The sequence below is a fragment of the Empedobacter falsenii genome, from assembly GCF_013488205.1.
GTDB lineage: Bacteria > Bacteroidota > Bacteroidia > Flavobacteriales > Weeksellaceae > Empedobacter > Empedobacter falsenii_C.
The window spans coordinates 2078788-2103946 of the sequence record NZ_CP040908.1 but is presented as its reverse complement, the minus strand read 5'-3'; the positions used below and the strand labels follow the sequence as shown (position 1 = coordinate 2103946).

15 protein-coding genes and 1 pseudogene are annotated in these 25159 nt (G+C 29.6%); 9 read left to right on the top strand and 7 right to left on the bottom strand.

Going from position 1 to position 25159, the window contains the following annotated elements; all coding sequences use genetic code 11:
* Positions 1-2 precede the first annotated feature (2 nt).
* The 3 genes from FH779_RS09780 to FH779_RS09770 are packed head-to-tail and all read left to right on the top strand — an operon-like array spanning position 3 to position 5654.
* Positions 3-1835 carry a DUF262 domain-containing protein gene (locus FH779_RS09780; protein ID WP_180904531.1) on the top strand — a complete coding sequence of 611 codons (1833 nt, stop codon included), beginning with the start codon at positions 3-5 and terminating at the stop codon, positions 1833-1835.
* Complete coding sequence (locus FH779_RS09775) at positions 1822-4143, top strand: DUF262 domain-containing protein (RefSeq protein ID WP_180904530.1); 2322 nt, start codon at positions 1822-1824, stop codon at positions 4141-4143. Before FH779_RS09780 ends, FH779_RS09775 begins: the two co-directional genes overlap by 14 nt.
* Before the next feature lie 2 nt (positions 4144-4145).
* Positions 4146-5654 (top strand): class I SAM-dependent DNA methyltransferase, encoded by a 1509-nt coding sequence (locus tag FH779_RS09770; protein ID WP_180904529.1) that lies wholly within the window; start codon positions 4146-4148, stop codon positions 5652-5654.
* A gap of 85 nt (positions 5655-5739) precedes the next feature.
* Here the strand turns inward: FH779_RS09770 and FH779_RS09765 are convergent, their stop codons facing one another.
* Positions 5740-6858, bottom strand: a complete 1119-nt coding sequence (locus tag FH779_RS09765; protein ID WP_180904528.1) for a hypothetical protein — start codon at positions 6856-6858, stop codon at positions 5740-5742.
* A 369-nt stretch (positions 6859-7227) separates the two neighbouring features.
* On the bottom strand, positions 7228-7506 hold the full coding sequence (locus FH779_RS09760) for a helix-turn-helix domain-containing protein (RefSeq protein ID WP_180904527.1): 279 nt from the start codon (positions 7504-7506) through the stop codon (positions 7228-7230).
* Positions 7507-9070: 1564 nt separating this feature from the next.
* Here FH779_RS09760 and FH779_RS09755 point away from each other — a divergent pair.
* Genes FH779_RS09755 through FH779_RS09745 form a run of 3 tightly spaced genes read left to right on the top strand, consistent with a single transcriptional unit; the run spans position 9071 to position 15913 of the window.
* Positions 9071-12070: a SusC/RagA family TonB-linked outer membrane protein gene (locus FH779_RS09755; RefSeq protein ID WP_244957942.1), complete on the top strand. Its 3000-nt coding sequence runs from the start codon at positions 9071-9073 to the stop codon at positions 12068-12070.
* A 2-nt stretch (positions 12071-12072) separates the two neighbouring features.
* Complete coding sequence (locus FH779_RS09750) at positions 12073-13428, top strand: RagB/SusD family nutrient uptake outer membrane protein (protein ID WP_180904526.1); 1356 nt, start codon at positions 12073-12075, stop codon at positions 13426-13428.
* A gap of 1 nt (position 13429) precedes the next feature.
* Positions 13430-15913: an alpha/beta hydrolase family protein gene (locus tag FH779_RS09745; RefSeq protein WP_180904525.1), complete on the top strand. Its 2484-nt coding sequence runs from the start codon at positions 13430-13432 to the stop codon at positions 15911-15913.
* A 47-nt stretch (positions 15914-15960) separates the two neighbouring features.
* Here FH779_RS09745 and FH779_RS09740 read toward each other — a convergent pair whose 3' ends face one another.
* The 3 genes from FH779_RS09740 to FH779_RS17725 form a co-directional block, all read right to left on the bottom strand.
* The gene (locus tag FH779_RS09740; protein WP_180904524.1) at positions 15961-16230 is read right to left on the bottom strand and encodes a DUF6520 family protein; all 270 of its coding nucleotides are present in this window, start codon (positions 16228-16230) and stop codon (positions 15961-15963) included.
* 69 nt (positions 16231-16299) lie between these two features.
* A complete protein-coding gene (locus tag FH779_RS09735) occupies positions 16300-17751 on the bottom strand; it encodes a MauE/DoxX family redox-associated membrane protein (protein WP_180904523.1) in 1452 nt (483 codons plus the stop codon).
* A 356-nt stretch (positions 17752-18107) separates the two neighbouring features.
* A complete protein-coding gene (locus tag FH779_RS17725; RefSeq protein WP_347881529.1) occupies positions 18108-18338 on the bottom strand; it encodes a MauE/DoxX family redox-associated membrane protein in 231 nt (76 codons plus the stop codon).
* Positions 18339-18755: 417 nt separating this feature from the next.
* Here FH779_RS17725 and nhaA point away from each other — a divergent pair, with 417 nt between their 5' ends.
* From nhaA to FH779_RS09720, 3 genes and pseudogenes are all read left to right on the top strand, one after another.
* On the top strand, positions 18756-19925 hold the full coding sequence (gene nhaA / locus FH779_RS09730; protein ID WP_180904522.1) for a Na+/H+ antiporter NhaA: 1170 nt from the start codon (positions 18756-18758) through the stop codon (positions 19923-19925).
* Between the two features lie 247 nt (positions 19926-20172).
* Positions 20173-20676 (top strand): annotated as a pseudogene (locus FH779_RS17720) (IS481 family transposase); the annotation flags it as partial.
* A 143-nt stretch (positions 20677-20819) separates the two neighbouring features.
* On the top strand, positions 20820-22097 hold the full coding sequence (locus FH779_RS09720) for a DUF389 domain-containing protein (protein ID WP_125349754.1): 1278 nt from the start codon (positions 20820-20822) through the stop codon (positions 22095-22097).
* A gap of 241 nt (positions 22098-22338) precedes the next feature.
* On the opposite strand, the gene FH779_RS09715 is transcribed toward FH779_RS09720, so the two are convergent.
* Both FH779_RS09715 and FH779_RS09710 read right to left on the bottom strand, forming a co-directional pair.
* Complete coding sequence (locus FH779_RS09715) at positions 22339-23160, bottom strand: helix-turn-helix transcriptional regulator (protein WP_125349753.1); 822 nt, start codon at positions 23158-23160, stop codon at positions 22339-22341.
* Between the two features lie 109 nt (positions 23161-23269).
* On the bottom strand, positions 23270-23917 hold the full coding sequence (locus tag FH779_RS09710) for a DUF6266 family protein (protein ID WP_125349752.1): 648 nt from the start codon (positions 23915-23917) through the stop codon (positions 23270-23272).
* Between the last annotated feature and the right edge of the window lie 1242 nt (positions 23918-25159).

Below are 25159 nucleotides of genomic sequence, written 5' to 3'. Positions count from 1 at the left end.
TTATGAAAGAATTTATTTATAACCTGGAAGAGTTATTTGTTTCCGATGGGTTATTAGAAACTTTAGCAGCTACTAATTACTACATTGGGGCTTATCAAAGAGGGTATAAGTGGAAATCGAATGCTGCACATGACCAAGTTCCGTTATTCTTAACAGACGTTTACGAAGCATTTATTGAAAATCAAGAGGAATATTACCTACAATACATTACGATCAAACGTAACGATGAATGTAAGGATTTACTTGAAGTAATTGATGGACAGCAAAGGCTAACCACAATTAGTATTTTATTCTATTGTTTTGAAAAAGCATTTGGTTTTTATAATATAACGAAAGATATTGTTCAATACGAACGTTACAACAATCGTCGAATTTTTGAGGAAATCATATTGATGGACGAAGATAGCGATGAAGAAAATGAGATTTTAAAGAAAAAACAAGACATCTTTTATTTATACCACGCCAAAAAATGTATTCTTAATTTTTTAGAATTACTAGATAAGGTGGAAGCAGAAGCTTTTTATAATTATTACCGTCAAAAAGTAAAAATAATTATCAATTTAGAAGATGATACAACAGCAGCTGAAGAAATATTTTCTAATCTTAATGATAATAAAGTAGAATTAAACAACCTCTATCTAATCAAAGGATTATTGTTTACTAAATCAACTAGAAAGGATAATGGTGACGATAATTTTATTCATATTCAAGAAAAGAGAAATAGAATAGCTCGTAATTGGGATGACATGGACAATTGGCTTCGTTCAGAACAACAAAATCAATTGTTTTTTTATAATTATAAATTAGTTAATAGTAAGGAAGGTTTTTTAGGGTTAAATCCTTTATTAAATGCGTTGAAACCTAATGTAAAAGAGGGTAATGATGAACGTTTAGATCACATTAACAAATTTCATGATAATTTGTCTATTACAAAAGAGCAAAACGACACCTATAAACTATTTAATTTATACAATGAAGGGTTACAAAATTTTGAAGAAGCAAACATTCAATTAGATCAAATTTACCTTACTAGTAAACGATTAAGAAACTGGTTTAAGAACAATGAATTGTATAATTTATTGGGCTTTTATACCTGTACTGGTGGAAACATAGATAACATATTATCGTTAGGTGTTTCAGATCTAAAAGAAAAATTATATCAACATCTTTATAACCAGCTTTTTATTAAAAATAAAAAGATCCAAGATTTAGTTTATAATGTCCCAAAAGATAAATCTAAATTAGATAAAATATTTTTAGCGCTAAATGTATTCCCGTTAGTAAAAATAAAAGATAGTAAAGGTTTTGATATCCATGTAATTGATTGGTCGAATCGTTTTGATTTTCATACCTATCGCAACAACAAGTGGAGTATTGAACATATATACCCACAAAACTCAGATGCGACAGAAGAAGATGTAAGCAAGTATAAAGAATGGTTTATTGAAAAATCAAGTGATTTACCAGAATTAAACCAAAAGATTAAGCATAATATTTTATTAACAGATGAAGAGATTAAAACGATCGTTTCACATGATGTTTCTGAACATCAGTTAGGTAATTTAGCTTTATTAGAAGGAGGAAATAATAGCACGTTAAAAAACTATATTTTTCCCAAAAAAAGAGAATTATTATTAGGTCTAATGAGTATGGGGTCTTTTGTACCTACACATACGGTAAACGCAGTTGCGAAAATATTGCATAATCTTTCTGATGAACCATTAACTTTTTCTAAAAACCTAACGTTTTGGGAAACAGAGGATATGGATGCTAATTCACTATGGATAAAAAATACATATAATGCTTTAATCGAATTTGTAAATGAAAACAGGTAGATACAGTCTAAAAGAATTGCTAACGCATAATGAAATAGATCAATTAGTAATTCCTGAGTTACAACGTGATTATGTTTGGGAAGAAGATCAAGTAAATAGGGTTTGGGAATCATTAATGAAACGTTGGAATAAAAAAGAAAATGCTGAACTATCTGTTAGTATAAATGGAGATACATTAGTTAATAATACAATTCTTCAACATTTACAACAAGTGTATAGTACGCTACATTTTAAACAAAAAATGGGGTTTATATACGCTTATCACGATAAGCAATTACCTGGACAATTTTTTTTAATTGATGGGCAACAACGTATCACAACGTTTTATTTGTTGTTATTAGTGTTGTACACAAAGGCAGGAAAAACAGAGGTATTTAGAAAACTTTATTATTATAATAATTTTCCTAAAGTAGATTATAAAGTTCGTGAATCAGCTTACGAATTTATGCGTCTTTTTATTGAAGATACTTTGCAAGGAAAAGATTATAGACAAAATAAAAACTTTTTTGAGATCGAATATACCAACGATATTACGGTTCAGAATTTGAGAAATAATTTCGAATTTTTAGAGAAGCAATTAGTTGGTTTTTCGAATGATCAATTAATTGATTTAATTGATTTTGTAGAAATTTATGTAGAGTTCAATTATTTCGATACTGAGCTTAGTGCACAGGGAGAACGTTTGTACCTGTATATGAACAGTCGCGGATACCATTTATCACATCAGGAAAAGTTGAGAGCGAATTTAATTGAAAAATGTTCTAATGAAGGTAAAAAGGAAGCAGGAGCCTTATGGGAAGAATGGCAAGACTTTTTCTTTGAATATAAATTCACTAATGAAAATGCGGATCAAGGCTTTGAATTATTTCTTTATTATGCTAGTGTATTAAAACAATATTTGGAGGGCAATTTTGACAAGGAAATAGAATATCAATCGGAGAAATTAAAAATATATGAAATAGAAAATCTTGATATTGATTTTTTATCAAAAGCATTCTCAGCGTTAAAAAAAGTACTAATTGAAATTGATAATCCAATTCATTTTATTGAAGATTTCTTTACCAAGTCATTAAAAACTTTGAATTTAAGAATTCGAGTTTTACCATTATGGTTTTGGTATTTGAAAGGGAATTTAAATGCTCAAAAGATAAATGATAAAGAATTATGTTTATTCCGAAATTTCTTAATAAACTATTCGCATACGAGAGAAGTAGCAGATGAACCTACCGTTCGTTTAAACCAAATTCTTGAAGGGATTAGTAAAAGTGAAGGGCATGATGTAGTTGGTATTTTAAATCATTTACAGATTCCTAGAAAAGAACATGAAATCAATAAAATAAATTACATCAAAGATTCACTTGAAGAAAGTATTAATCATCCAATTGAAGAATTGTATTATGATGATAAATTAAACAGGTTTTTAGAAGGCAGAACAGATATTTTATTTAAGCTAATTGATTTTAATTTAAAATCTGATTTTCCAAAGGATAAAGCGAATGCTGTAATCAAAATTTTAGAAATTCTGTTTGATGATTTAAGATCCAAAATGCTTAGAAAATATATTCTAAGTTATTTTGATTTTTCAACTCATACAGGAAATTCAGCAGGTAAAGAAAAATGGGCTTTGATGCACGATTCAAGGGCTTGGTTAAATTCAGTAGTGAATAAAGATGAATTTTTAAATATAATTAAGGATTGGGAAACTAAGCGATACACATCTTTGAAGGATGCGTATAAAGATAGATTAGCTTTATTCAATGACGAGCGAGATTGGAGATATTATTTCATAAAATTCAAATCGGTTTTAGAACATACACAATCAAATCAATTCATTTGGTCAGATAGTTTTTATGATATTAAATTATTAAATAACATAAATCCTTCACAATGGGATGTTTATTTAGTAACTAAAATTTTTATAGAAATTTCAAAGACCGAGAGCATTAGTTTTAATAATTTTGGAGACTCAATTGCATTTACAGATCTTGTGGTAGAGAATAATGAGATCATTACAAAATTAGAAGATACAGATAGAGTTTGTATTGATTTAGTCTATGAAAAACAAGGAATATGGTCAATTGATATTTTTTATAAAAAGGGAGATACGATAAATTTAAGAAAGTTTGCAATTGCAAATTCTTACAATGAATGGAAAGAAAATGATTTTATAAAATATAGAAAATCAAATTGCTATAGTTATGATACAAATAAATCATTAAAAGAAAACTTAGAGCAATTAAATAAATTAATAAAGGATTTAATATTCAATTTAAAAAATGAAAATTTAATTCCAGAATATAAAAGTTAAAGATGACTGAGTCAGCAATTATATCAAAAATATGGAACCTTGCCAATGTCATGCGTGATGATGGCGTAGGTTACGGAGATTACTTGGAACAAATTACCTATTTATTGTTCCTTAAAATGGTGGATGAATTAAACAAACCACCGTATAGCAAAAACATTCAATTACCGCGAATCAAAGACATAGATGGAAATGAAATCCCCAACGGTGATTTATGCGATTGGGAAAGTTTACGTGCTAAAAATGGTGCCGAATTAGAAAGTTTCTACACGCAGTTATTACGTACGCTTTCTTCAGAAAAAGGAATGTTAGGCCAAATCTATGCCAAGAGCCAGAATAAGATTCAAGATCCTGCTAAATTATTGCGTATCCTCAACCTAATTGATCAAGAAGATTGGACATCAATGGGGTCGGATATCAAAGGGAAAATCTACGAAGGTTTATTAGAGAAAAACGCAGAAGACACCAAATCAGGAGCTGGGCAATATTTTACACCGCGTCCACTAATTAATATTATGGTGCAATGTGTACAACCGAAGCCTATGAAAACCATCATCGATCCTGCTTGTGGTTCGGGTGGTTTCTTTTTAGCGGCTTATGATTACCTAAGCAAGCAATCTCTAGACCGGGATGAGAAGAAATTCTTAAAAGATGCAACATTCCACGGAAACGAAATCGTAGCAAGTACGCGTCGTATGTGTTTAATGAATTTGTATTTACACGGTATTGGTGAAATTGATGGAGAACCATTAATTAAGTCGTCGGATGCCTTAATATCATCTGATGCTAATGCTTATGATTATGTCTTAGCAAACCCACCTTTTGGGAAGAAAAGTTCGTATACGGTAACCAATGAAGAAGGCGAAGTAGAGCGTGACGATATGAGTTACAACCGTCAAGACTTTTGGGAGACAACATCAAACAAGCAGTTAAACTTTTTGCAGCACATCAAAACCCTATTAAAGATTAATGGGGAAGCAGCAGTCGTTTTACCCGATAATGTATTGTTTGAAGGTGGTGCAGGAGAAGAAATTCGTAAGCGATTATTAGAAACTACAGAGTTACATACGATTTTACGTTTACCTACTGGTATTTTCTATGCCAATGGAGTAAAGGCTAATGTACTATTCTTCACGAATAAAGCTGCTTCGAAAGAAACACAAACGAAAGAAGTGTGGATTTACGATTACCGCACGAATGTACACCATACCTTAAAGAAAAAGCCATTAAGCGAAGCTGATTTACAAGACTTCGTGAAATGTTACAATTCAGAGAATGTTTACAACCGTGCGGAAACTTGGTCGGAGGAAAATCCTGATGGTCGTTGGAGAAAATATACCTATGATGAAATCATCGCAAGAGACAAAACATCATTGGATATTTTCTGGATAAAAGATCAATCTCTAACGGATTTAGACAATCTACCTGAACCAGATATTTTAGCACAAGAAATTGTAGATAATATAGAATCTGCTTTAGGTAGTTTCAGAGAGGTTATTAATGACTTAGGTTAATAAAAAACAATATATAAAAGGCTCCTTTTTGGAGCTTTTTATATCTACTATCAATCCAATAGGTGGCAAGACGAAAGCTTAGTTATTAGTTGTCGTTCTTTACTTTTTCAGCTTCACTACGATTATCTTCGATTACTTCTTGAGCATGAACTCTAATTCTTGCAGTTTGACTAGTTATTCCTTTTTCAATGTAGAATTTTTCTAATTGATCAATAGGTATCCAATTAGAGCCAATTAGATTTTCTATAAATAATTCTTCAAATACACGATGACCAATGTTTTTACCTATTACATTTTTATTTGAAATTTTATTATCAGATTCTTTAATTTTATTTACCATACAAATTGGCAAATGTATTCCTGAAGAAACCAAGTTTGCGTCTGGTTTCGTTAAAAAATTAGTTGGTCGTAAAAATGCTGCGCAATATGGTAAACGATAATTACTTGAATGTTTATTTCCGTTTTCATTATTGCAATAACCAGATTTACATATATGTTTATCTAGTTTATCTATTTGGTCTAAAATATTTCCATTTGAAAAATATAAGACTTTATTATTCCATGTTTTATATTGTAAATGAATAAATCTTACTTTATTGGTTCGTAGATTAAATTGCTCATATACTAAGTCTGAACCAATAACTCTTTCAGCCTTATCTGGATGCAATAATCTCAAACGTAAAATACGTTTATCACTAAGCTCATAATCTTTAACTTTCGCGTTATTATAAAGTGTTTTTTCAAAAAATGGATGTTTAGATGTTAAAGAAAAATCATGATTTAATATAAAATTTTCAGAAATATCTTCAGGCTGAAAATATTCTAAAGCAGCTTCGAGTTCAAAAATTTTTCGTTGAATTAAGTTAGTGTTTTCTCCAATTATCAAAAGTTTCTTTTCTGCATCTAAGTCTTTAGTTATAATATCTTCTGGAAATACTATAATTCCTTCTTCAGTTGAAATTAACTCCGCTTTTTGCTTATAATATTTAACTAAATCACTTTCATTTGCTTTGGTTAATAAATCTGACAGTTCTTTATGTAATTCAGGTGATAAGTCATACGCTAATTCAAGAGCTTTTCTATATGGAATTGATTGTTTTGTTCTTTTAGCGATACTAACAGCTTCTCGAATTCCACAAAGTAATTGAAAGGCTTCATTTCTTCTTTCATCTTCTTCAATACTTTCTTCTGAAAAATAACTCATATTTTGAAATTTGTTATAGTGTGTGGTTTTAGAATGACAGCTAACATTGTTTATTCACGAAACTACTATTGCATTTATTTTTTAAAAAACATCTACATCTGTACTTCGTATAAATAACAAATATATAAAATAATCTAATTTATAACCATTATTGTGTAATATAAAGAAAGGGTTCTTTATAGAACCCTTTCTTTATATTAATCTGATGTATTTATGTAAAATAAAATACTCTGGAGTTATACAAACCTAAAACTAACTCCAGAGTACTATTACTAACTTTAACCATGCCTACAAGTTAACACAACTAATTTAGTATATTGATTTTAAACAAAACGTTTTTAATTACTTAATATCTTATATTTTTTTAAACTAAAAATCAAGATTATTCTCTTTAATATATTTCTTAACATCTATTGATATATTAAAAATATTTAATTGATCTTGATTTAAAGCATTAGCTAAAATAATTAGTGAATCTAGAGTTGGATTAGCACTTCCATTTTCAATTGATAATAAAGTATTTTTGGAAAGTCCTTTAGTTTTATCAGCTAATTCTTGTTGTGATATACTTCTATCAATATAATCTGAACTTTTTATATCCTTTCTCAAAGAGGTTAAATAAATACCTAATTTCTCTTTTTCTGTCATTTTATTCTTAGTTAAAAATAAAATTGTAACTATTTGAATAAAATAATGGTACAATATATTGTACTATTCGATTTTAATTTGTACTTTTGAATGTATAAAATTAATACAGAGAATTTTATTAAAATAAATATATAAGCTTAGTCTTATTTTTTCCTGAATAGAAAACTGCCAATTTTCAATAGGAACGGGAAAATAAGTATCTTTGCTCACGTCTTAGGGCGTGGGCTTACTTATTCGTTCCTGGTATGGCAGTACCTCTATTCGGATTTGTAAGTTCCATGCCTTTTTGTTTTTGGTCGTTTCTTCCATTACAAATAGCACTGAACTTCATACAATACACTTGGTTTTATTCCTCTACAAATCAAGTGAAATACACTCTCTATAAATATGTATTTCTTAAAATAGAAATGCAAAGATGGTTATTCGATTCTAATAGAATTGAAAAGTGATAGTAATAGATTTCTCAATACCTCGAAATGACATATTGAATGTGGTTCTGAGACAAGCCCAGAATGACAGAAAAGACATTTCGATACTATTTTCTTTTTCTATGAAACGAAAATCACTCAATGTTACAACGAGAAAGAAAAAACACGTAGAGCGTTAAGCTTACAACGTAAAAATAAACCTCTTTCCCAAAAACAAAGTTGGCGCGATGTACACGGAAAGTAGTTGATTTTAAAACTAATGTTGAATTAAAAAACTAATGTAAAATTATGAAAGAGTAAACAGATTCACACTCTATCCCCCGAAGACAACACAAAGAGTATAAATGATCTTCATAAAATGATTAGTGTTAATTTTTTTCATTTATTAATGTAATTTTTAAAACTTGTCTATATCGGGGGATTTATAAAGGATGCGATTCTGAGACTAGCCCAAAATGACAAAATTCGTTGTTAAAAAGTGGATTTGAGTATTGAAAAAGGATCATAAAAATGTCATATGATTTGGAGGCGAGTGTCAAAAAGTTGAAAGTATGATTAAGATTATTCATTTTTTTATTCATGGGTTATTATTGTTTTCATTTGAATTCATATGCCCTACGGGGAATCTTGATAAAAAAACATTTGAGATTAAGAATTTGAAATTAAAAGGAGAAGCTCCAGTGGAGCTTAGGTAAAAATTGTTACAAGTTGATTAATAATTATATGTTCATTTTTATTCATGAGATATTATTGTTTTCAAATGAATTCATATACCCTTCGGGGAAGTCTTGACACAAAAACGAACCAAAAAAGTCAAGTCTGTGCTTACAAGTCGGTCAATAATGGCTACTCGCTAAATGCTTTGAATCATTCGCATATGAAATGCGAACAGTAAATCATTTTTAACGCTCCTTACGCCGAATTGACGCTCGACTTTTCAGCAATGACGGTTTTAGAATTCGTTCTTGAAAGAGATAACGAATTTGAATATTAATAAGAATAAAGACGTAGAACGTTAAGCGTAGAACTTATAACGTAAAAACAAAACCCCTTTCCCTAAAACAAAGTTGGCGCGATGTACAGGAAAAGGAGTGGCTTTTAAAACTAATGTTGAATTAAAAAACTTATGTAAAATTATGAAAAAATTTTACTTCAAACTCAGTAGGCAGTCATTTGCTGTATTATTGGGATTGTTTTGTGCAACACCCTTGTTGGCACAAACAGGAAAAACCGTGACTGGAACGGTAAAAGAACTTCAAGTCCCGCTAGTGGGTGTAATGGTAAAAGAGGAGGGAACCGATAATTCCACCTTTACCGATGATAATGGAAACTACTCGTTGACTTTACAACATGATGATGCAAGGTTAATTTTTGAGCAATTGGATTTTCCTATTCGAGAAGAAGAAGTGTTGAATAGAAGCGTGATAAATGTAAGTTTCACACAGGAGGAGGAAGGTATTCAGCTGAAAGATGTGGTGGTGAATGCAGGATACTATTCCGTAAAAGACAAAGAACGTACGGGGTCAATTGCACGTGTTACCGCAAAGGAAATAGAAAATCAGCCGGTGAATAATGTGCTGGATGCGTTGCAGGGTAGAGTAGCAGGTTTAGAAATTACCCCAACTATAGGAACAGCAGGCGGTGGTTATACCATTCGGTTAAGGGGGCAGAATAGTATAAATGCGGGGAATGATCCTTTGTTTATAATAGATGGAGTTCCGTTTGATATAGGTAGTTCAAGTAGTGCAACTGTTAGTGGTTCGGTTATACCAAGTGGTAAAGTAAATCCTTTGAATACTATAGACCCACAATCTATTGAAAGTATAGAGGTGTTAAAAGATGCAGATGCTACCGCTATTTATGGATCACGTGGTGCAAATGGGGTGATTTTGATAACGACTAAAAAAGGAACTAAAAATAAAACAAGTTTTAATGTAGATTTCAATAGCAGTATTAATCATATAACTAAATACGTCAATCTTTTAAATACAGAAAAATATATTAAGTTAAGAAAACAAGCATTTAGTAATGATGGAATCACCACTTTTCCATTTAATGCCTATGATGTGAATGGGACATGGGATCAGACAAGATATACGGATTGGCAACGTATGCTAATTGGAAATATAGGGAGTAATCAAACAGCTCGATTTATGGTGAATGGAGGTTCTGAATATACTTCTTTTATGGTTGGTGTTAATCTAGTAAAGGAATCGTCTGTTTATTTTGGTGATTTTTATTACAATAAAACGTCGATTTACTCAAATTTAAATCATACTTCAACTGATAAACGTTTTAATTTTAATTTGAATACTTCTTTCGGATTTGATCGTAATAAACTGCCACAAACAGATTTAACACGAGTATCGCGATCGTTAGCCCCCAATAGTCCTTCTATTTATACGAATGATGGGAGAATAAATTGGGAAAATAATACATGGAATAATCCGATTGCTGCTTTGGAAAGTGTTTACAATAACAAAACCTATTTATTAAATCTTGGTTCAAATTTAAATTATAAAATCACAGACGAACTATCCGCTAAGATTAACCTAGGTTTTAATCAGACTGAACTCACAGAGTTTCAAATTAACCCACATACTAGGCTTAATCCTGCTTCCAATGCGTCAAGCTTAGAATCATCGAATAGTTATCAAAATTTAGGGAAAAGAAATAGTTGGATTATTGAACCTCAACTTAACTTCAATAAGACTTTTAAGGAAAATAAGATCGACTTATCGTATGGTTTTACATTCTCAAAAGCAGAAACTGAAGATTTGAGTTTATATGGATTTGGGTTTTTAGATAATTCTTTACTAAAAAGATTAAGTGCAGCGAAGACATTACGTATTTTAAATGAAGCCAATTCTTTTTACAATTATATGGCGACATATCTTAGAATCAATTATTCTTTTAAGAATAAATACTTCATTAATTTAACAGGGAGACGAGATGGTTCTAGTCGATTTTCGCCAGAAAATAGATTTTCTAATTTTGGTGCAGTAGGAGCAGCATGGATATTCTCAAAAGAAAACGCATTCAGTAATTCGAATTGGTTGTCGTTTGGTAAATTAAGAGGAAGTGTCGGAGTAACTGGAAACGACCAAATTGGTAACTACCAATATTTAGATACGTATTCCATCAGTGATGGTTTATACGAAGGGAATGTAAGTCTTAATCCTTCGAGATTATATAACCCGAATTTCTCTTGGGAAAAAAATATAAAAAGAGAAATCGCATTCGAAATAGACCTTTTTAAAAAGTTACATCTCGAATCTTCTTTCTATTATAATACTTCATCTAATCAATTGGTAGGGTATAGTTTACCTGCTACAACAGGGTTTAATTCAATTCAAGCAAATTTAGATGCGGATGTTGTGAACAAAGGTTTTGAGTTTCTGCTATCATCTAATGTGATTAATTCTTCTCATTTTTCGTGGAATGTAAATATGCAATGGACTTTTCCTACAACTTACCTTAAAAAATTTCCAAATTTAGAAACTTCTAGTTATCGCAATTTATATCAGATAGGATATCCATTATCCATCTATAAATTTTATAAGTACACAGGTGTAGATAGTGTGACGGGTTTATATACGTTTGAAGATTTTAATAAGGATGGTAAAATAACGTCTACCGACGATAAACAGGCTATAGTCGACTTAACACCAAAATGGTATGGTAGCCTTACAAACGATATGAAATATAAAAACTGGAATTTTAATTTTACGTTCTATTGGAGTAAAAAAATAGCCTATAACGAATGGGCAGGTACATCTACGATGGGAACTTTTAATAATATGCCTATTGCTAGTTTAGATTATTGGAGTGTGGATAATCCTAATGCTTCACATCAAAAACCAACTTCTGGTACGAATGCAGCAGCTGTAAGCGCAAGTAGCCAGTTTAAACAAAGTGATGCTGTATTCAGTAAAGCGGATTTTATTCGATTAAGAAATATTGCAATCTCTTATCAAATCCCTTCAAAAAAAGATCAATCGATTAAAGCTAAAGTCTATTTACAAGGGATGAATTTATTTACAATTACACCTTTTAAAGGTGGAGATCCAGAGCAAACATCTGGCTATTTACCTCCATTAAAAAGGTTATCTATTGGTACAACTATAAACTTTTAATTATGAAAACAAGTATACTTAAATTTAATATCCTCCTTTTATTCTTTTTAATTTTTAGCTGTAATGATTTTGTTGAAGTTGATTTTCCAACGAATCAATTGCCAAGTTTATATGTTTTTGAAAATGAAACGACAGCTAATGGAGCCATACTCAATTTGTATTCCGAACTTAGGGATAATTCGATTTACAATGGTAAGCTATCAAGCAGTAGTATCCTCTTCGGATTATATGCAGATGAACTTGATTATTATGGAAATCCTACTTCGGGTCTTAATGATATTTATTTGCATCATATAGACACAAATAATACAGAAGTAAAAACCATATGGACAAATTCGTATAAATTAATTTACATGGCGAATGCCAGTATTCAAGGTTTAGAAAATTCTCACTTTAGTTCAAAAAATACATTAATGGCTGAGGCATTATTTTTTAGGGCGTTTATGCATTTTTCACTTTATACGATCTATAATGAAATTCCTTACATAAAGTCTACTGATTACTTGGTAAATAGTAAGTGTTATAAAAATAGTCAATCGGAAATATATGCTAACTTAATTGAAGATTTGGAAAATGCATTAGTCTTATTACAAGATGCTAATATTAATACCAATACACGTATTAACAAATTTACAATTTATGCTTTATTAGCTAAAATTCATTTATATAACAAGGAGTGGAATAAGGCAATAAATTATTCGGATTTGATTATTCATTCTAATCGGTTTCAATTGGTGAATGATATAAATACAGAATTTCTAAAAAATAGCACTTCAACTATTTTTCAATTAAAAACTGCCAAAGAAGGAAGTCCTACAAACGAAGCCCCAATCTTCACGATTACAGGGCAAAATCCTAATAATATTGCCTTAACAAAGAACTTTCTAAATAGTTTTGAAAATGGGGATTTGAGAAAAATTTATTGGGTAAAATCATCTAGTAATGGTAATTGGTTCTTTTCTTCTAAATACAAACAAATCAATACGCTTGCTTCAAGTAGCGAATATTCGATTGTTTTTAGATTACCAGAAATATTTTTAATAAGAGCTGAAGCATATGTTAATACCAATAAGAAAAATGAAGCCATTTCTGATATCAATTCAATTAGAAATAAAGCAGGTCTAAATGGAATTAGTAACACAAATGAAAATCTATTTGAAGCGATTCTCAATGAGCGTCAACATGAGTTATTTTGTGAACATGGTAACAGATGGTTTGATTTAAAGCGTTTTGGTTTATTATCACAGACCTTGCTTCCTTTAAAACCTTCTTTTCAAGATTTTCATCAATATTTTCCAATTCCAGAATCGGAAATAATATTGAATCAAAATTTACTACCTCAAAATCAAGGATATTAAAATGAAAATAATTAATACTTTTATAAGAGTACTACTAATATTGATTTTTAGTCATAGTTATTGTAATGCTCAAAAAAATAATACCAGACATATTGCGGATTCTTTATGGACAAAAGATATTTTTTTAAATAAAATTAGTCCAAAAGGGGATTGGGTATTTTTTGACGAACTTGATAATAGGATGGAAAGAAAATATAAGTTATTGAATGCTCAAAAAAATATTGATTTTGAATTCAATGAAATCAGAAAACCAGAATTTACAGAAACCCAATTTATTTATTTAAATAATAAAAAAGATCTTACGATAAAAGATTTAAAACAGTTAAAAGATTATAAATATGCTAATTGTCAATCTTATTTACTCAATAGTACTAATACTGTTATTGCAATTAATTATAAGGAATCAGCTGTTTTAATCAATTTAGATAATTATAGTGTTATAGCAAAATTTAATGGGTATGTAAATAATTGGAATCCAATATCAAACATTTTTTCATTAACGACAAATGAAGAAGGGAGTGACTATTTAAAACTTATCCAATTAAAGAATAATGATATAGATATCATTTTTTCTAAACCAGTGATCGATTTAAATTGGCAAGAATGGGCTGATAATGGTGAATCTCTATTCTTTTCGGAAAAAGATTTATTCACGAACTATAACATTTATAGTAAAAAAAGTATTGAGAAAGCAATGAATAATAGTTTTGATACGTCAACCTTAAATCTTCAAAAACCTGTTGATGGAAAATTTGTATATTTTAATCAAAAGATAAATAATAGCCATTCAAATCAGAATATGATGGAAGTATGGGAAGGTGCAGATAAATGGATTTTTCCGAGAAAAAATGAGTATGAAAAAAATGAAAAATTTAATTTTCTTTACCAATGGAATATTGAAAACAATCAAATTAAAGAACTAACTGATACTGCATACTCTTCCTATATAACAAATCCTATATTGAACAATTCTATTGTTTATAATAAATTACAATATGAACCCGAGTTTTTTGAATTTCCTTTTAGCGATTTATACCTGAAAACTCACGATGATAATTCACAAACATTAATTGCTCAACATATTTATACGAAGGAAGGAAATTTTAATTTTTCAGTTAAAGGGAATTATATCGTCTATTTTGATCAGAAGGATTGGTGGTTATACCATATTAAAACAAAAACTAAAAGAAATTTAACCCAAAATATTCAAGATAAGTTTTTTAGCGAATGGGTGGATGGAGCAACACTAAAGTTGCCTTATAGTCGATTTGGACCAATTTGGTCTGATGATGAGAAGTTTCTAATGATTTATAGTCAATATGATATTTGGTTATTTAATACAGAAAATAACAGCACTGAAAAGATAACAAATAGTGGAGATACTAAAACAAGATACAGAATTTTTAATGACTTTAATTTGGTGGCTAGTGGAGGAAGTATAAACCCAAAAGATTATATTTATTTAAAAGTGTCTTATGAAAACCATAGCTCTTCTTGGGCAACTTGGAAGAAAGGTAAAGGTTTGAAACTACATGATAAATTAAAAGGAAATATTGACTATTTTTTCTATCAAAATAACCAAATCTATTTTAAGCTAAGTAAGTTCAATCTTTCGCCAATTATTTATAATTATAATCTTCAAAACAATTTACGGGTGGTTTATGAAACCAATAAAGAGCTTAAAAACCTTCATGTAAAAGACGAAGAATTAGTTTATTATGATGTTCCAATAAATAATGAACGATTGAAAGGAGCTTTACTTTATCCTATTAACTATAATCCTGATAAAAAATACCCACTCATAGTATCCGTTTATGAACAGAATTCAGAAAGTGCAAAATTGTTTGATCCACCTTCTTTTAGTAACTATACGGGATTTAATATTTTAAATTTATTGTCGAAAGAGTATTTTATTTTACTACCTGATATTGTCTATTTGAAAAATAACCCTGGAAAAGCAGCTACGTTATCTTTGGAAGTTGCATTGGATAAAGTTTTCGAAAATAAATCTATAGATAAAAATAGAGTGGGATTAATAGGACATTCGTTTGGTGGTTATCAAACAGGATTTGTAATTACCCAGAGCAATTATTTTAAAACAGCGGTGATTGGTTCTACTACAATAGATTTAGTTACTTATTATCATGATATTTCTTGGTCAATGAAAAAAGAACAGATGTGGCGTATAGAAAACCAACAATTTAGGATGAGTCCTGATTTTTATAAATTTAAAGAAGAGTATATCAATAATACGACTTTGTATCATTTGGACAAAATTAAAATACCTGTACTAATATGGACAGGCAAAGAAGATGATAATGCAAACTGGTATCAGAACACCTATTTGTATACTGGTTTAAGAAGATTAAATAAACCTGTAAAAATGTTATTGTTCAATAAAGAGGGGCATAGTGTTGTTACACCAGTCAATCAAAAATTATTAACGATTGAAATTGAGAATTGGTTTGATAAGTATTTGAAATAAAGAAAAGATTGTCCATAGGACAATCTTTTCCGTTTTTATTAAATTTATTAATCCATTTGGAAGCTATTAAATAGCGCTACACTACACGAAGTTTGCGAATCTTTGATTAAGTGCACGCGTTCTCCGTTAAAAGTACAAGGATAATTTTGTACATTGTCACATTCCGTACTTACCTCTGTACATTCTAAATTATCGTAGATGTAAAGTGTTGAACTTTCATCTTTAGTTGATGATTTTCCTTCAGTTGCAAAAGCAAATGCAACAGCCATCATACCCACTCCTAAAGGTAAAATTTTGTTTAAAAAACGTGTTTTCATAATTTTGTGATTTAAAATGATGACCTACTATATTTTACAGGTGTTCGGTCTTTCTCCTGCGTTGCAACGTTATTTTATTAATTTATAGAAATAGAGCTCTTTATTAACTACAGCGAAAATGTAATTTTTGAACACTCTAAAATTTCTTAATTTTTCTTGAGGTAAATGATACAGGTAAAAACTATAGAGATAACTTTTATTAGGATAATCATATACATCAATAATGCTTGTACCACTTATTTCTTCTTCATATTTTCCAAAACGTCTACTGTAGATATAGAGTTTATCCCCATATGTAGCGCTGTATTCGTGCACACGGATTGTGCGAGGTCCTATTTTATACTGGTCAGTTTTTGGATAATAAGCCATATCAATTTGTGCTGTGGTAATGGTGTCAATACTATTCAAATGATATAGTTCATTCATCATAGTATCCAATACTATCACTTCATTTCGATAATAGTAACTATACAAAAAATGATTATTTTCTTTGTTCCAAATCAATAAGCCATCAGTGTCAAATGTTCCGTTGATTTGATTTTTTAGACTAGTCTTATTTAATTTTATAGTTTCACCTTTTTCGCTAGGATATATAACACCTAATAAATTTGATCTAGTTTGTGGTTCTGCAGCTACAAATCCAATATGATGATTATTTCCAAGAGCATATGAATTATAATACACATTTTGATAATAGGTTAGGAGAGTAGGTTTAGCATTTAATTGACCAATTTGAAGTATGCCAATAGAGCCATCACCAATTACATATGTAGGGTAATCGACTTGTGTAATTAATCGCTTATAGGGTAATTCTTTTTTCTTAATTTCTAGATGAAGCGTGTCAATTTTATTTGTATGATAATCATATTGCAATAGATAGAGAGGAGCAGAAGGATGAGATAGATAAACATAACAGCTATCAAACCCTGAAATAGTAAAACCTTCTTGTTTTAAATTTAATTTAGATAATTGATTTGAATGATGAGGAAGAAATTCGCGAATAAAACTATTGTTATAGCTTTTTTCAAATCGACTCTTTTGAAAAAGTCCTATCATGAACAGTATACCTACAAGAAAAATTAAACCTATTTTAGATGCTGTAAGACGATAATTACTATTCATTAAAATAATGCCTAAAATAGCAAGTAAAATAAAAAGAAGATTAAAAATCAAATGCTCGTTCCACCCCATATCTTCTAAAATACCTCCACAGCTACATGGTGTAAATGGAGCAAATTTTAGAATAATGATAATGTATATGGTGAATACATTCATCAAAAATAAGGCACAGTATAAACCCAATTTTTGATATTTTTTGATACCCAGTAGGATTGATATTAATAGTTCAATAATTAATATTCCATAAGAAACAATGCTTGCATAAGCACTAATAACTGGCGATTGTCCCAGCTGGGTTTGAAAGGTTTCAAAATCGATGAGCTTACTGACTGCAGCATAGACAAACAAAACAATAAATAGGTAGCAGATGAGTGTTTGTATAATAGGAGTTATTTTTTTCATTTTTTGTATTTATATCTTAATAATTCAACTCATATTCAATAATTTATTGGCGATAAAATATTGATTCTTATAAAATTAGACTTTGTAAAAGAGATTCAATGCAAACAAGAGGAGCAAAAACATAAATGGAAGGTAGAATTTATAAATTCGTCTTTTTTGTAAAATAACTTACTGAATAATAGTGTTTTATGGTGTCTGTTTTTTTAATTTTTTTATATTTTTTATAAAAAACACACTTTTGTGAACGTCATTTTTATAAATTCGACCTTTTGACTTATTATTTTTAGGGTTTATTTTCTTTAAAAAAGAAGAATTTTTCCTTCAAGTTTGATAAAAGGAATCAAACTGTGATCTCGTTATTGTTGTAAGGTTCGTTTGCTAACTAGAAGCAATAGTGCAATAACAATTCCTATACTAATTTTTTTAGTATAAACTATAAATTCTGCATATACACTTAGTAATGGTGATTGTGCCAATTGAATTTGAAAATTCTCAAAATCTATTAGTTTACTCACAGCTGTATAAATAAACAATATGATAAATAGGTAGCAGACGAGTGTTTGTATAAGCGGTGCAATTTTTCTCATGTTTTTGTATTTTATGGTTAATGCTAAAATGTTAACGGTTAGTGTTATACAAAGTTCAGAGAAGTTATTGAGCAAGTCAATACCTATTTTTAGATAAAACAGACGATTTTTTGTTAATGCATCTTGTTTTTTTAAAAATAGATCTCATTTTTGAGGAGTTTTAGAATTGTTCTATATAAGGCAGTCTTATTTTAACCAGATTATTTGAACATTTGAAACCCTTTTTCTCGATACAAAACTCTTTCAGAATTTCACTCGAAATGATGGTTTTATTGATAAATCGTTTAACTTTTTTTATTGACAGAAATGTTAGTATGAGATGACGATATATTATAGATTAAATTTTACCCAATAAAAGCCAATTTATGAGGTTGCATATTTTTTATTATCTTGCTCTAAAATAATAAAAGTTAAATTATGGCTAGTTCTATCAATTTAAAAATATTCAAAGAATTTATTAAGTCGAGTAATTTTGGAGGTTTCCTCCTTTTTTTATGCGTACTGATTTCTTTAATTATAGCTAATTCATCTTTAAGTGACACATTAAAAAGTGTATTATCTTATGAATTTGGAGTCGAAAATAGTTGGATTCATTTAAAGTATAGTACAAGCATGTGGATTAATGATGGATTAATGGCTATTTTTTTCTTACTTGTAGGTCTAGAAATAAAAAGAGAAATTGTAGAAGGTGAACTATCATCACCTAAAAAAGCTATTCTTCCTATTTTAGCAGCAATGGGTGGTGCGATAGTGCCTGCGTTAATATATATATGTTTTAATATAGGTTTGGATACTTCAGGTGGATGGGGAATTCCTATGGCTACAGATATTGCATTTGCATTAGCAGTTATATCATTGTTAGACAAAAGGATTCCGATAAGTTTAAAGATTTTTTTGGCTGCATTAGCTATAGTGGATGATCTGATAGCTATTTTAGTGATAGCTTTATTTTATTCATCAGGTATAGACTTAGTGTATTTAATGTATGCGGGTGTAGGCCTAGGAGTATTAGTGTTAATGAATAGATTAAACGTAGAGAATCCTTATTTATATTTGATTCCAGGAATATTTATATGGTATTTTGTACATCATTCGGGTATACATGCTACAATAGCAGGTGTATTAGTAGCCATGACTTTACCAACAAATAATACTGATCAAGAATCGCCATTAGAACGATTAGAACATGCCTTAGTAAAGCCTGTAAACTTTATTATTATTCCAATTTTCGCATTTGCTAATACTAATATAACTATATATAACGAGATGCTTGAAGGATTAACCTCTCCTTTAGGATTAGGTATTTTATTAGGTTTATTAGTTGGTAAACCAATAGGTATTGTATTAAGTTCTATTATTTGCTCAAGATTTGGCATTGGTCAGTTACCAGAAGGGAGTAATTTAAACCATATTTTAGGTGTAGGATTATTAGCTGGTATCGGTTTTACGATGTCTATATTTATATCTAATTTATCATTTAATAGTGAAATATTAATTGATGAAGCTAAATTAGCCGTTTTATTAACATCTTTAATTGCTGGAGTATTAGGCTACTTGATTTTGAGAAAAAGTAGTAAAATAAATTAATAATACTTACTCGAATTTTTAATTCTCGATTATTTGATCAGATAACAAACTGTAGTTATAAATGGAAATAGGAATATTATGAATACGGAGAAGAAGGTCTACTCAGAAAGAAATTAACTTTTCGTATATTTCTCAATCATATCAAGCAAGAAATTGTAAATAAAGTATTAGAACTTTGAAAAGAACATAAATAAGGACTTGACGAATTAATTGGTATTTAGAATATTAGTATGATATTTTAATATAAGAATCAAGAGTTTGTCGTATTCTAAAGCGTAATAATAGGGGTAGGTTAGACAGAAGGTTACTAGAAGAGCCATACATAGTATTTTATACGAAAAAGAAACACCAGGTCATCATGTACAGGTTGATGTTAAATTTCTAATTTTTCAAGATGCAAATGGCCATAAAATCAAGAGATTTCAATATACAGCAATTGATGATGCTACACGAATTAGAGCGCTTAAAATCTATGAAAAGCACAATCAATTAAGTTCAATTGATTTCATAAATTATGTTGTAGATAAATTTCCTTTCAGAATTAATACAATTCAAACAGATAACGGACATGAATTTCAATCAAAATTTCATTGGTATGTTTAAGATTTAAGAATGAGACACCGGTTTATAAAAGTAGGAAGACCTTGGTTAAATGGAAAAATTGAACCATCTCATTTAACTGATAAAAAAAGAGTTCTATCAACTTTTAAGCTATACTAATGATCCCGATCTAAATCAAAAATTAGGGGAATGAGAAAAATTTTATAATCTAAATAGACTTTATGTTCATTTAAAGTAAAAACACCTTATTAAATACTAAAATCAAAACTAAAATAATTATATTTAATACCTACGTAGTGATGAAGTACGACAATTAATATTAATAAAATGTCTATGAATAGAATATACGAATTACTCAATCTACATATTGGAGAAGAAGATAAGAATAAGGTCAAAGAGGATGTACAAAGTAATATCTCATTTAAAGGAGCAAATTTATGGATTTTAGCATGTGCTATTTTGATAGCTTCAATAGGTTTAAATGTTAATTCAACAGCAGTTATTATAGGAGCTATGTTAATTTCACCTTTAATGGGACCAATTGTAGGTTCTGGTTTTGCATTAGCTACTTATGATTTTACCCTATTAAAGCGATCTACTAAGAATTTGTTTATTGCAACATTAGCTGGATTGGTAGTTTCGTGTTTATATTTTTATTTAAGCCCATTTAAAGAAGTAGAGTCAGAAATATTAGCCAGAACATCGCCTACAATTTATGATGTCCTAATTGCTTTTTTTGGAGGTGTCGTAGGAGCTATATCAATAACAAGAATTGAGAAAGGTAACCCAATACCAGGGGTAGCAATAGCTACTGCATTAATGCCACCATTGTGTACAGCAGGTTTTGGTTTAGCAACTCTCAACTTTAAGTTTTTAGCGGGTGCATTATATTTATATAGTATAAATTGTTTTTTTATTGCCTTATCTACATTTTTGGTATTGAAGTATTTGAAATACAAACCAATACAAACCCAAAATCCTGCACTAGACAAAAAAGTACGACTAACTATAACTGTTTTGATGTCTTTATTAATTTTACCTAGCTTCTATCTAGCCTATAATCTATTACAAGAAAAAAGATATACACAAAACGTAAATACATTTATCCAAAAAGAGTTTCAGTTGAAAGGAAAAACTATTATTTATAAAAATGTAAACTTTAGATCAAATCCAAAGCGTATTGAACTTGCATTTTTAACAGAGAAATATGATAGTTTACAAATAAAAGAATTTAATAATAAGCTAGCGGATTTTGGTTTAGAAAATACAACTTTAGTTGTTCGACAAAATAATAGTGATTTAAAACAAGAAATATTAAGTGAAATAAATAAAAATCAGCTAAACGTAACAGAAAAAGATTTACAAATACAACAATTAAAAACACAAATAGAGCAAAAAAAAATTGGAGATGCTACTACTGAACGTGAAATAAAATCCTTGTTTCCTTCAATACGTTATGTTTATTTTGGGGTTATTCAACATTATAGTGATAGTTTAAAAGCAAAACCAATAGTGATTTATCATTCAGAACAAGAAATTGATGAAAATCTATTGCATAACTGGTTGAAAATAAAATTAAAGAGTGATAATTTAGCATTGATTAAAGAATAATATTTACTTTTCTATTCTAAAAAGATTGATTTAGAAGATGTTACAATATTTTATATAATAAGGTTATTTATAATCTTACTAATCCTATTTTGCTGAACGATATAATAATACGAATTCTTAAGTTAAATTTTTTTAATGTTTATTCTTATTTTGAATTACTTCAAAACCTTTTTTCTCGATACAAAACTCTTTGAGAGTTTCACTCGAAATGATGGTTTTATTGATAAAGCGTTTTATTTTTTTAGATAATTAATCGAGGAATTTCTTTTAAAGGAATTTGGTGTTTCGCAAATGTACGTTTTAAGGTATTGTAAGTGGAGAAACCACTTTGAATGGTAATGTCTTTGAATGGAGCATTGGTAAACATGATCAATTCTAAGGCTTTCAACATTTTTAATTTCTGTTCGTATTCCGTAAAGGAGCAGTTGAAATAGTAGTTGAATCCTTTTTGAATTTCATAGTAAGTAAATTCCGTATCTGTTGCAAAGGCATAAAGTGTTTGGTTCTTTTGCAGGCATTCTTTGTAAATTAACTTGAGTTTTTGAATGGGAATATGATAAAACTTTTTCCAGTTTCCCTTTAATTCTTGACTTTTGACTTGGATCGAAACACAGTAATAAGTAAATTCATTTTGTTTGTGTCGGTGGATAAAACCTGCAAGATGATGGTAACCGTCTGATAAACCTGAAATATCAATAAGAAAAGGAAAATATTGATTTTGATTATAAGTGATTTGTGTATTGATTTTTAATAGTTCGCAAATTGCTTCTATGTCAACATTAAAATCTATGGATAGGGTTGGGGGACGAGGACATTCGCAGACATCATTGAAGTAAAAGATTAATTGCGGAATAAACAACAGTTGTGATTGATAATCTTGTATCGCAAACAAATTGATTTTTTGAATAAAGCCAAATGCATATTCTATCATTTGCATATACTGTTTGTTTAGGATATCTTGTTTTGCCTCGACTTGTGGTTCAATTTTCTTGATTACATCCCCATATCGATGAATAAAAAAGTTCAGGTACTTGATATATTCTTCATATACTTCAATTTTCATAGGCTTAAAAATTAAAATTGAAAATGCTTGTAGTAAAGATGTATTTGTCTAATATACAATAAATTATAATAAAAACAAAAATCCCCTCCAAAAAGCAGAGGGGAAGTGATTAAGGTACAGTGATTTGACCTAAATAAACAGACGGTGCAGCGTCTTGTTTTATGACGGATAAAAAACTCATCCATACATGTATATCTGTTCCTTGATATTTTGGTAAAAATTGTAGTACATAGGATTCTTCGGAGCGTTTTACAGTTGTTTGTACAACCGTTGATTGTGCTTTTGTATTCCCATCTTCTACATACAATATAACCAAGGTGTCATTTTGATCCACAAGTTCTGTTGCATTATTGGTCCATGTAATCGTTACCGATAGTGGATCGTCTGCAATAACATTTACAGGTTGTGGTTCGAGTAAATTACCTTTTGTGAATTGAATAGCATCATAATCAATAGAAAAGGTTAAGGTATCCATATTACAAGGCATAGATTGTAATAAATTTGCCATGGCTTGATTATAAGGCGATTTTAAACCAGCTCTTTTTCCGTAATAGGTTTTAGCCAATGCTTTATACCCTTGTATAAACTGCACAGCAAAATTGAATCTGTCTTTTATGACTTGTTGTTTTGGTGTTGGTATACGGTTTGATTTTCGTGGTCGTATACGAGAAATTTCATTTCCTTCGATATTCGAAACAACAATTCGTCCTGTACGTCCTCGCGTACCCGACAAAAGAGAATCTGTAATTTTTCCCATTTTTAATAGATTTTAAATTAAACTTTATTTGATTTGGTTCAGCAACAATTCGAATGTAGACTGAATAGCTTTAAGTGATTGAAACCTGACGAGCCGTGAACGAAATTGGTAGGTGATGAAGGGGATTGGCGAGCGTAGAAAGTAAATAGTAGATGTTAGATGTTTTAGAGTTGTATTATGTAAAATGTAAAAAGTAGTATGTTTTTTTTAGTTTAAGACTAAAGATGAGATAGAGGATTAGATGTTAGATATTAGTATTGAGGGGTTGTAGAATGTAGTTTGTAAAAAGTATTACGTATTAAAAATCCAATTGTCAAGCTGAATTACCCTTCGGTTTCGCTCAGGGTACTAGATTCGTCAGTCAGAGTGACGTTTGCAAAACGTTGTATCGAAGACTTAGACGATAAATATACAAAATCAAGGAGATAATTTCCTTCTTGAAAGGAGTTAGTGGAGCTTAGGTACATATGTTCATTTTTACCTTGACGCAAAAACGAACCAAAAACGTCAAGTCTGTGCTTACAAGTCGGTCAATAACGACTATTCGCTAAATGCTTTAAATCATTCGCATGTAAAATGCGAACAGTAAATCATTTTTAACGCTCTTTACGCCGAATTGACGCTCGACTTTTCAGCAATGACGGTTTTGGAATTCGTTGTTAAAAATGAATTTGAATATTAAAAAAAGAGTTAAAAATCCGACGATTTAGAATCGAAATGCAATTCAACTCTAAATTATTGGAATAAAAAAGTTGGAGTGTCTGAGTGGAGCGAGTTGCCAACTTTATGGAAATAATTTATTTAAAATACCTGAGCCATATCATGGCTCCTCCTTTTAATTTCAAATTCTTAATTTCAAATGTTTTTTTGGATGAGCTACCTGAAGACATATGAATACCGATAATTAGAATACATAAGCTATGAATAAAAAAAGTGACAAAAGATTTCTCGATACCTCGAAATGACATATTGAATGTGATTCTGAGACAAGCTAAGAATGACAAAATCCGTAAAACGTTAAGCCTAGAACATAAACGTAACAAAAACCTATGTTTTTATTGTGGTTAGAGAAATTAAGTGTTAAAAAGTGTTAAATTCCTGTATCGGTGTATATCGAAAATGACACTTTTCTGTATCGGTTGTGTATCCGCTCTGTATCCATTCTGTATCCATTGTATATCCGTTCTGTATGGTTTGTTCGGTGTTCGTGTATCGATATGTAGATATTAGTATTGAGATATT

What these genes read in the sequence shown, in the direction of transcription:
- FH779_RS09770 (WP_180904529.1), top strand. Translation starts at nt 4,146, where the DNA reads ATGACTGAGTCAGCAATTATATCAAAAATATGGAACCTTGCCAATGTC.
- FH779_RS09775 (WP_180904530.1), top strand. Translation starts at nt 1,822, where the DNA reads ATGAAAACAGGTAGATACAGTCTAAAAGAATTGCTAACGCATAATGAA.
- FH779_RS09755 (WP_244957942.1), top strand. Translation starts at nt 9,071, where the DNA reads ATGAAAAAATTTTACTTCAAACTCAGTAGGCAGTCATTTGCTGTATTA.
- FH779_RS09765 (WP_180904528.1), bottom strand. Translation starts at nt 6,858, where the DNA reads ATGAGTTATTTTTCAGAAGAAAGTATTGAAGAAGATGAAAGAAGAAAT.
- FH779_RS09715 (WP_125349753.1), bottom strand. Translation starts at nt 23,160, where the DNA reads ATGAAAATTGAAGTATATGAAGAATATATCAAGTACCTGAACTTTTTT.
- FH779_RS09760 (WP_180904527.1), bottom strand. Translation starts at nt 7,506, where the DNA reads ATGACAGAAAAAGAGAAATTAGGTATTTATTTAACCTCTTTGAGAAAG.
- FH779_RS09735 (WP_180904523.1), bottom strand. Translation starts at nt 17,751, where the DNA reads ATGAAAAAAATAACTCCTATTATACAAACACTCATCTGCTACCTATTT.
- FH779_RS09710 (WP_125349752.1), bottom strand. Translation starts at nt 23,917, where the DNA reads ATGGGAAAAATTACAGATTCTCTTTTGTCGGGTACGCGAGGACGTACA.
- nhaA (WP_180904522.1), top strand. Translation starts at nt 18,756, where the DNA reads ATGGCTAGTTCTATCAATTTAAAAATATTCAAAGAATTTATTAAGTCG.
- FH779_RS09740 (WP_180904524.1), bottom strand. Translation starts at nt 16,230, where the DNA reads ATGAAAACACGTTTTTTAAACAAAATTTTACCTTTAGGAGTGGGTATG.
- FH779_RS09720 (WP_125349754.1), top strand. Translation starts at nt 20,820, where the DNA reads ATGAATAGAATATACGAATTACTCAATCTACATATTGGAGAAGAAGAT.
- FH779_RS09750 (WP_180904526.1), top strand. Translation starts at nt 12,073, where the DNA reads ATGAAAACAAGTATACTTAAATTTAATATCCTCCTTTTATTCTTTTTA.
- FH779_RS09745 (WP_180904525.1), top strand. Translation starts at nt 13,430, where the DNA reads ATGAAAATAATTAATACTTTTATAAGAGTACTACTAATATTGATTTTT.
- FH779_RS09780 (WP_180904531.1), top strand. Translation starts at nt 3, where the DNA reads ATGAAAGAATTTATTTATAACCTGGAAGAGTTATTTGTTTCCGATGGG.
- FH779_RS17725 (WP_347881529.1), bottom strand. Translation starts at nt 18,338, where the DNA reads ATGAGAAAAATTGCACCGCTTATACAAACACTCGTCTGCTACCTATTT.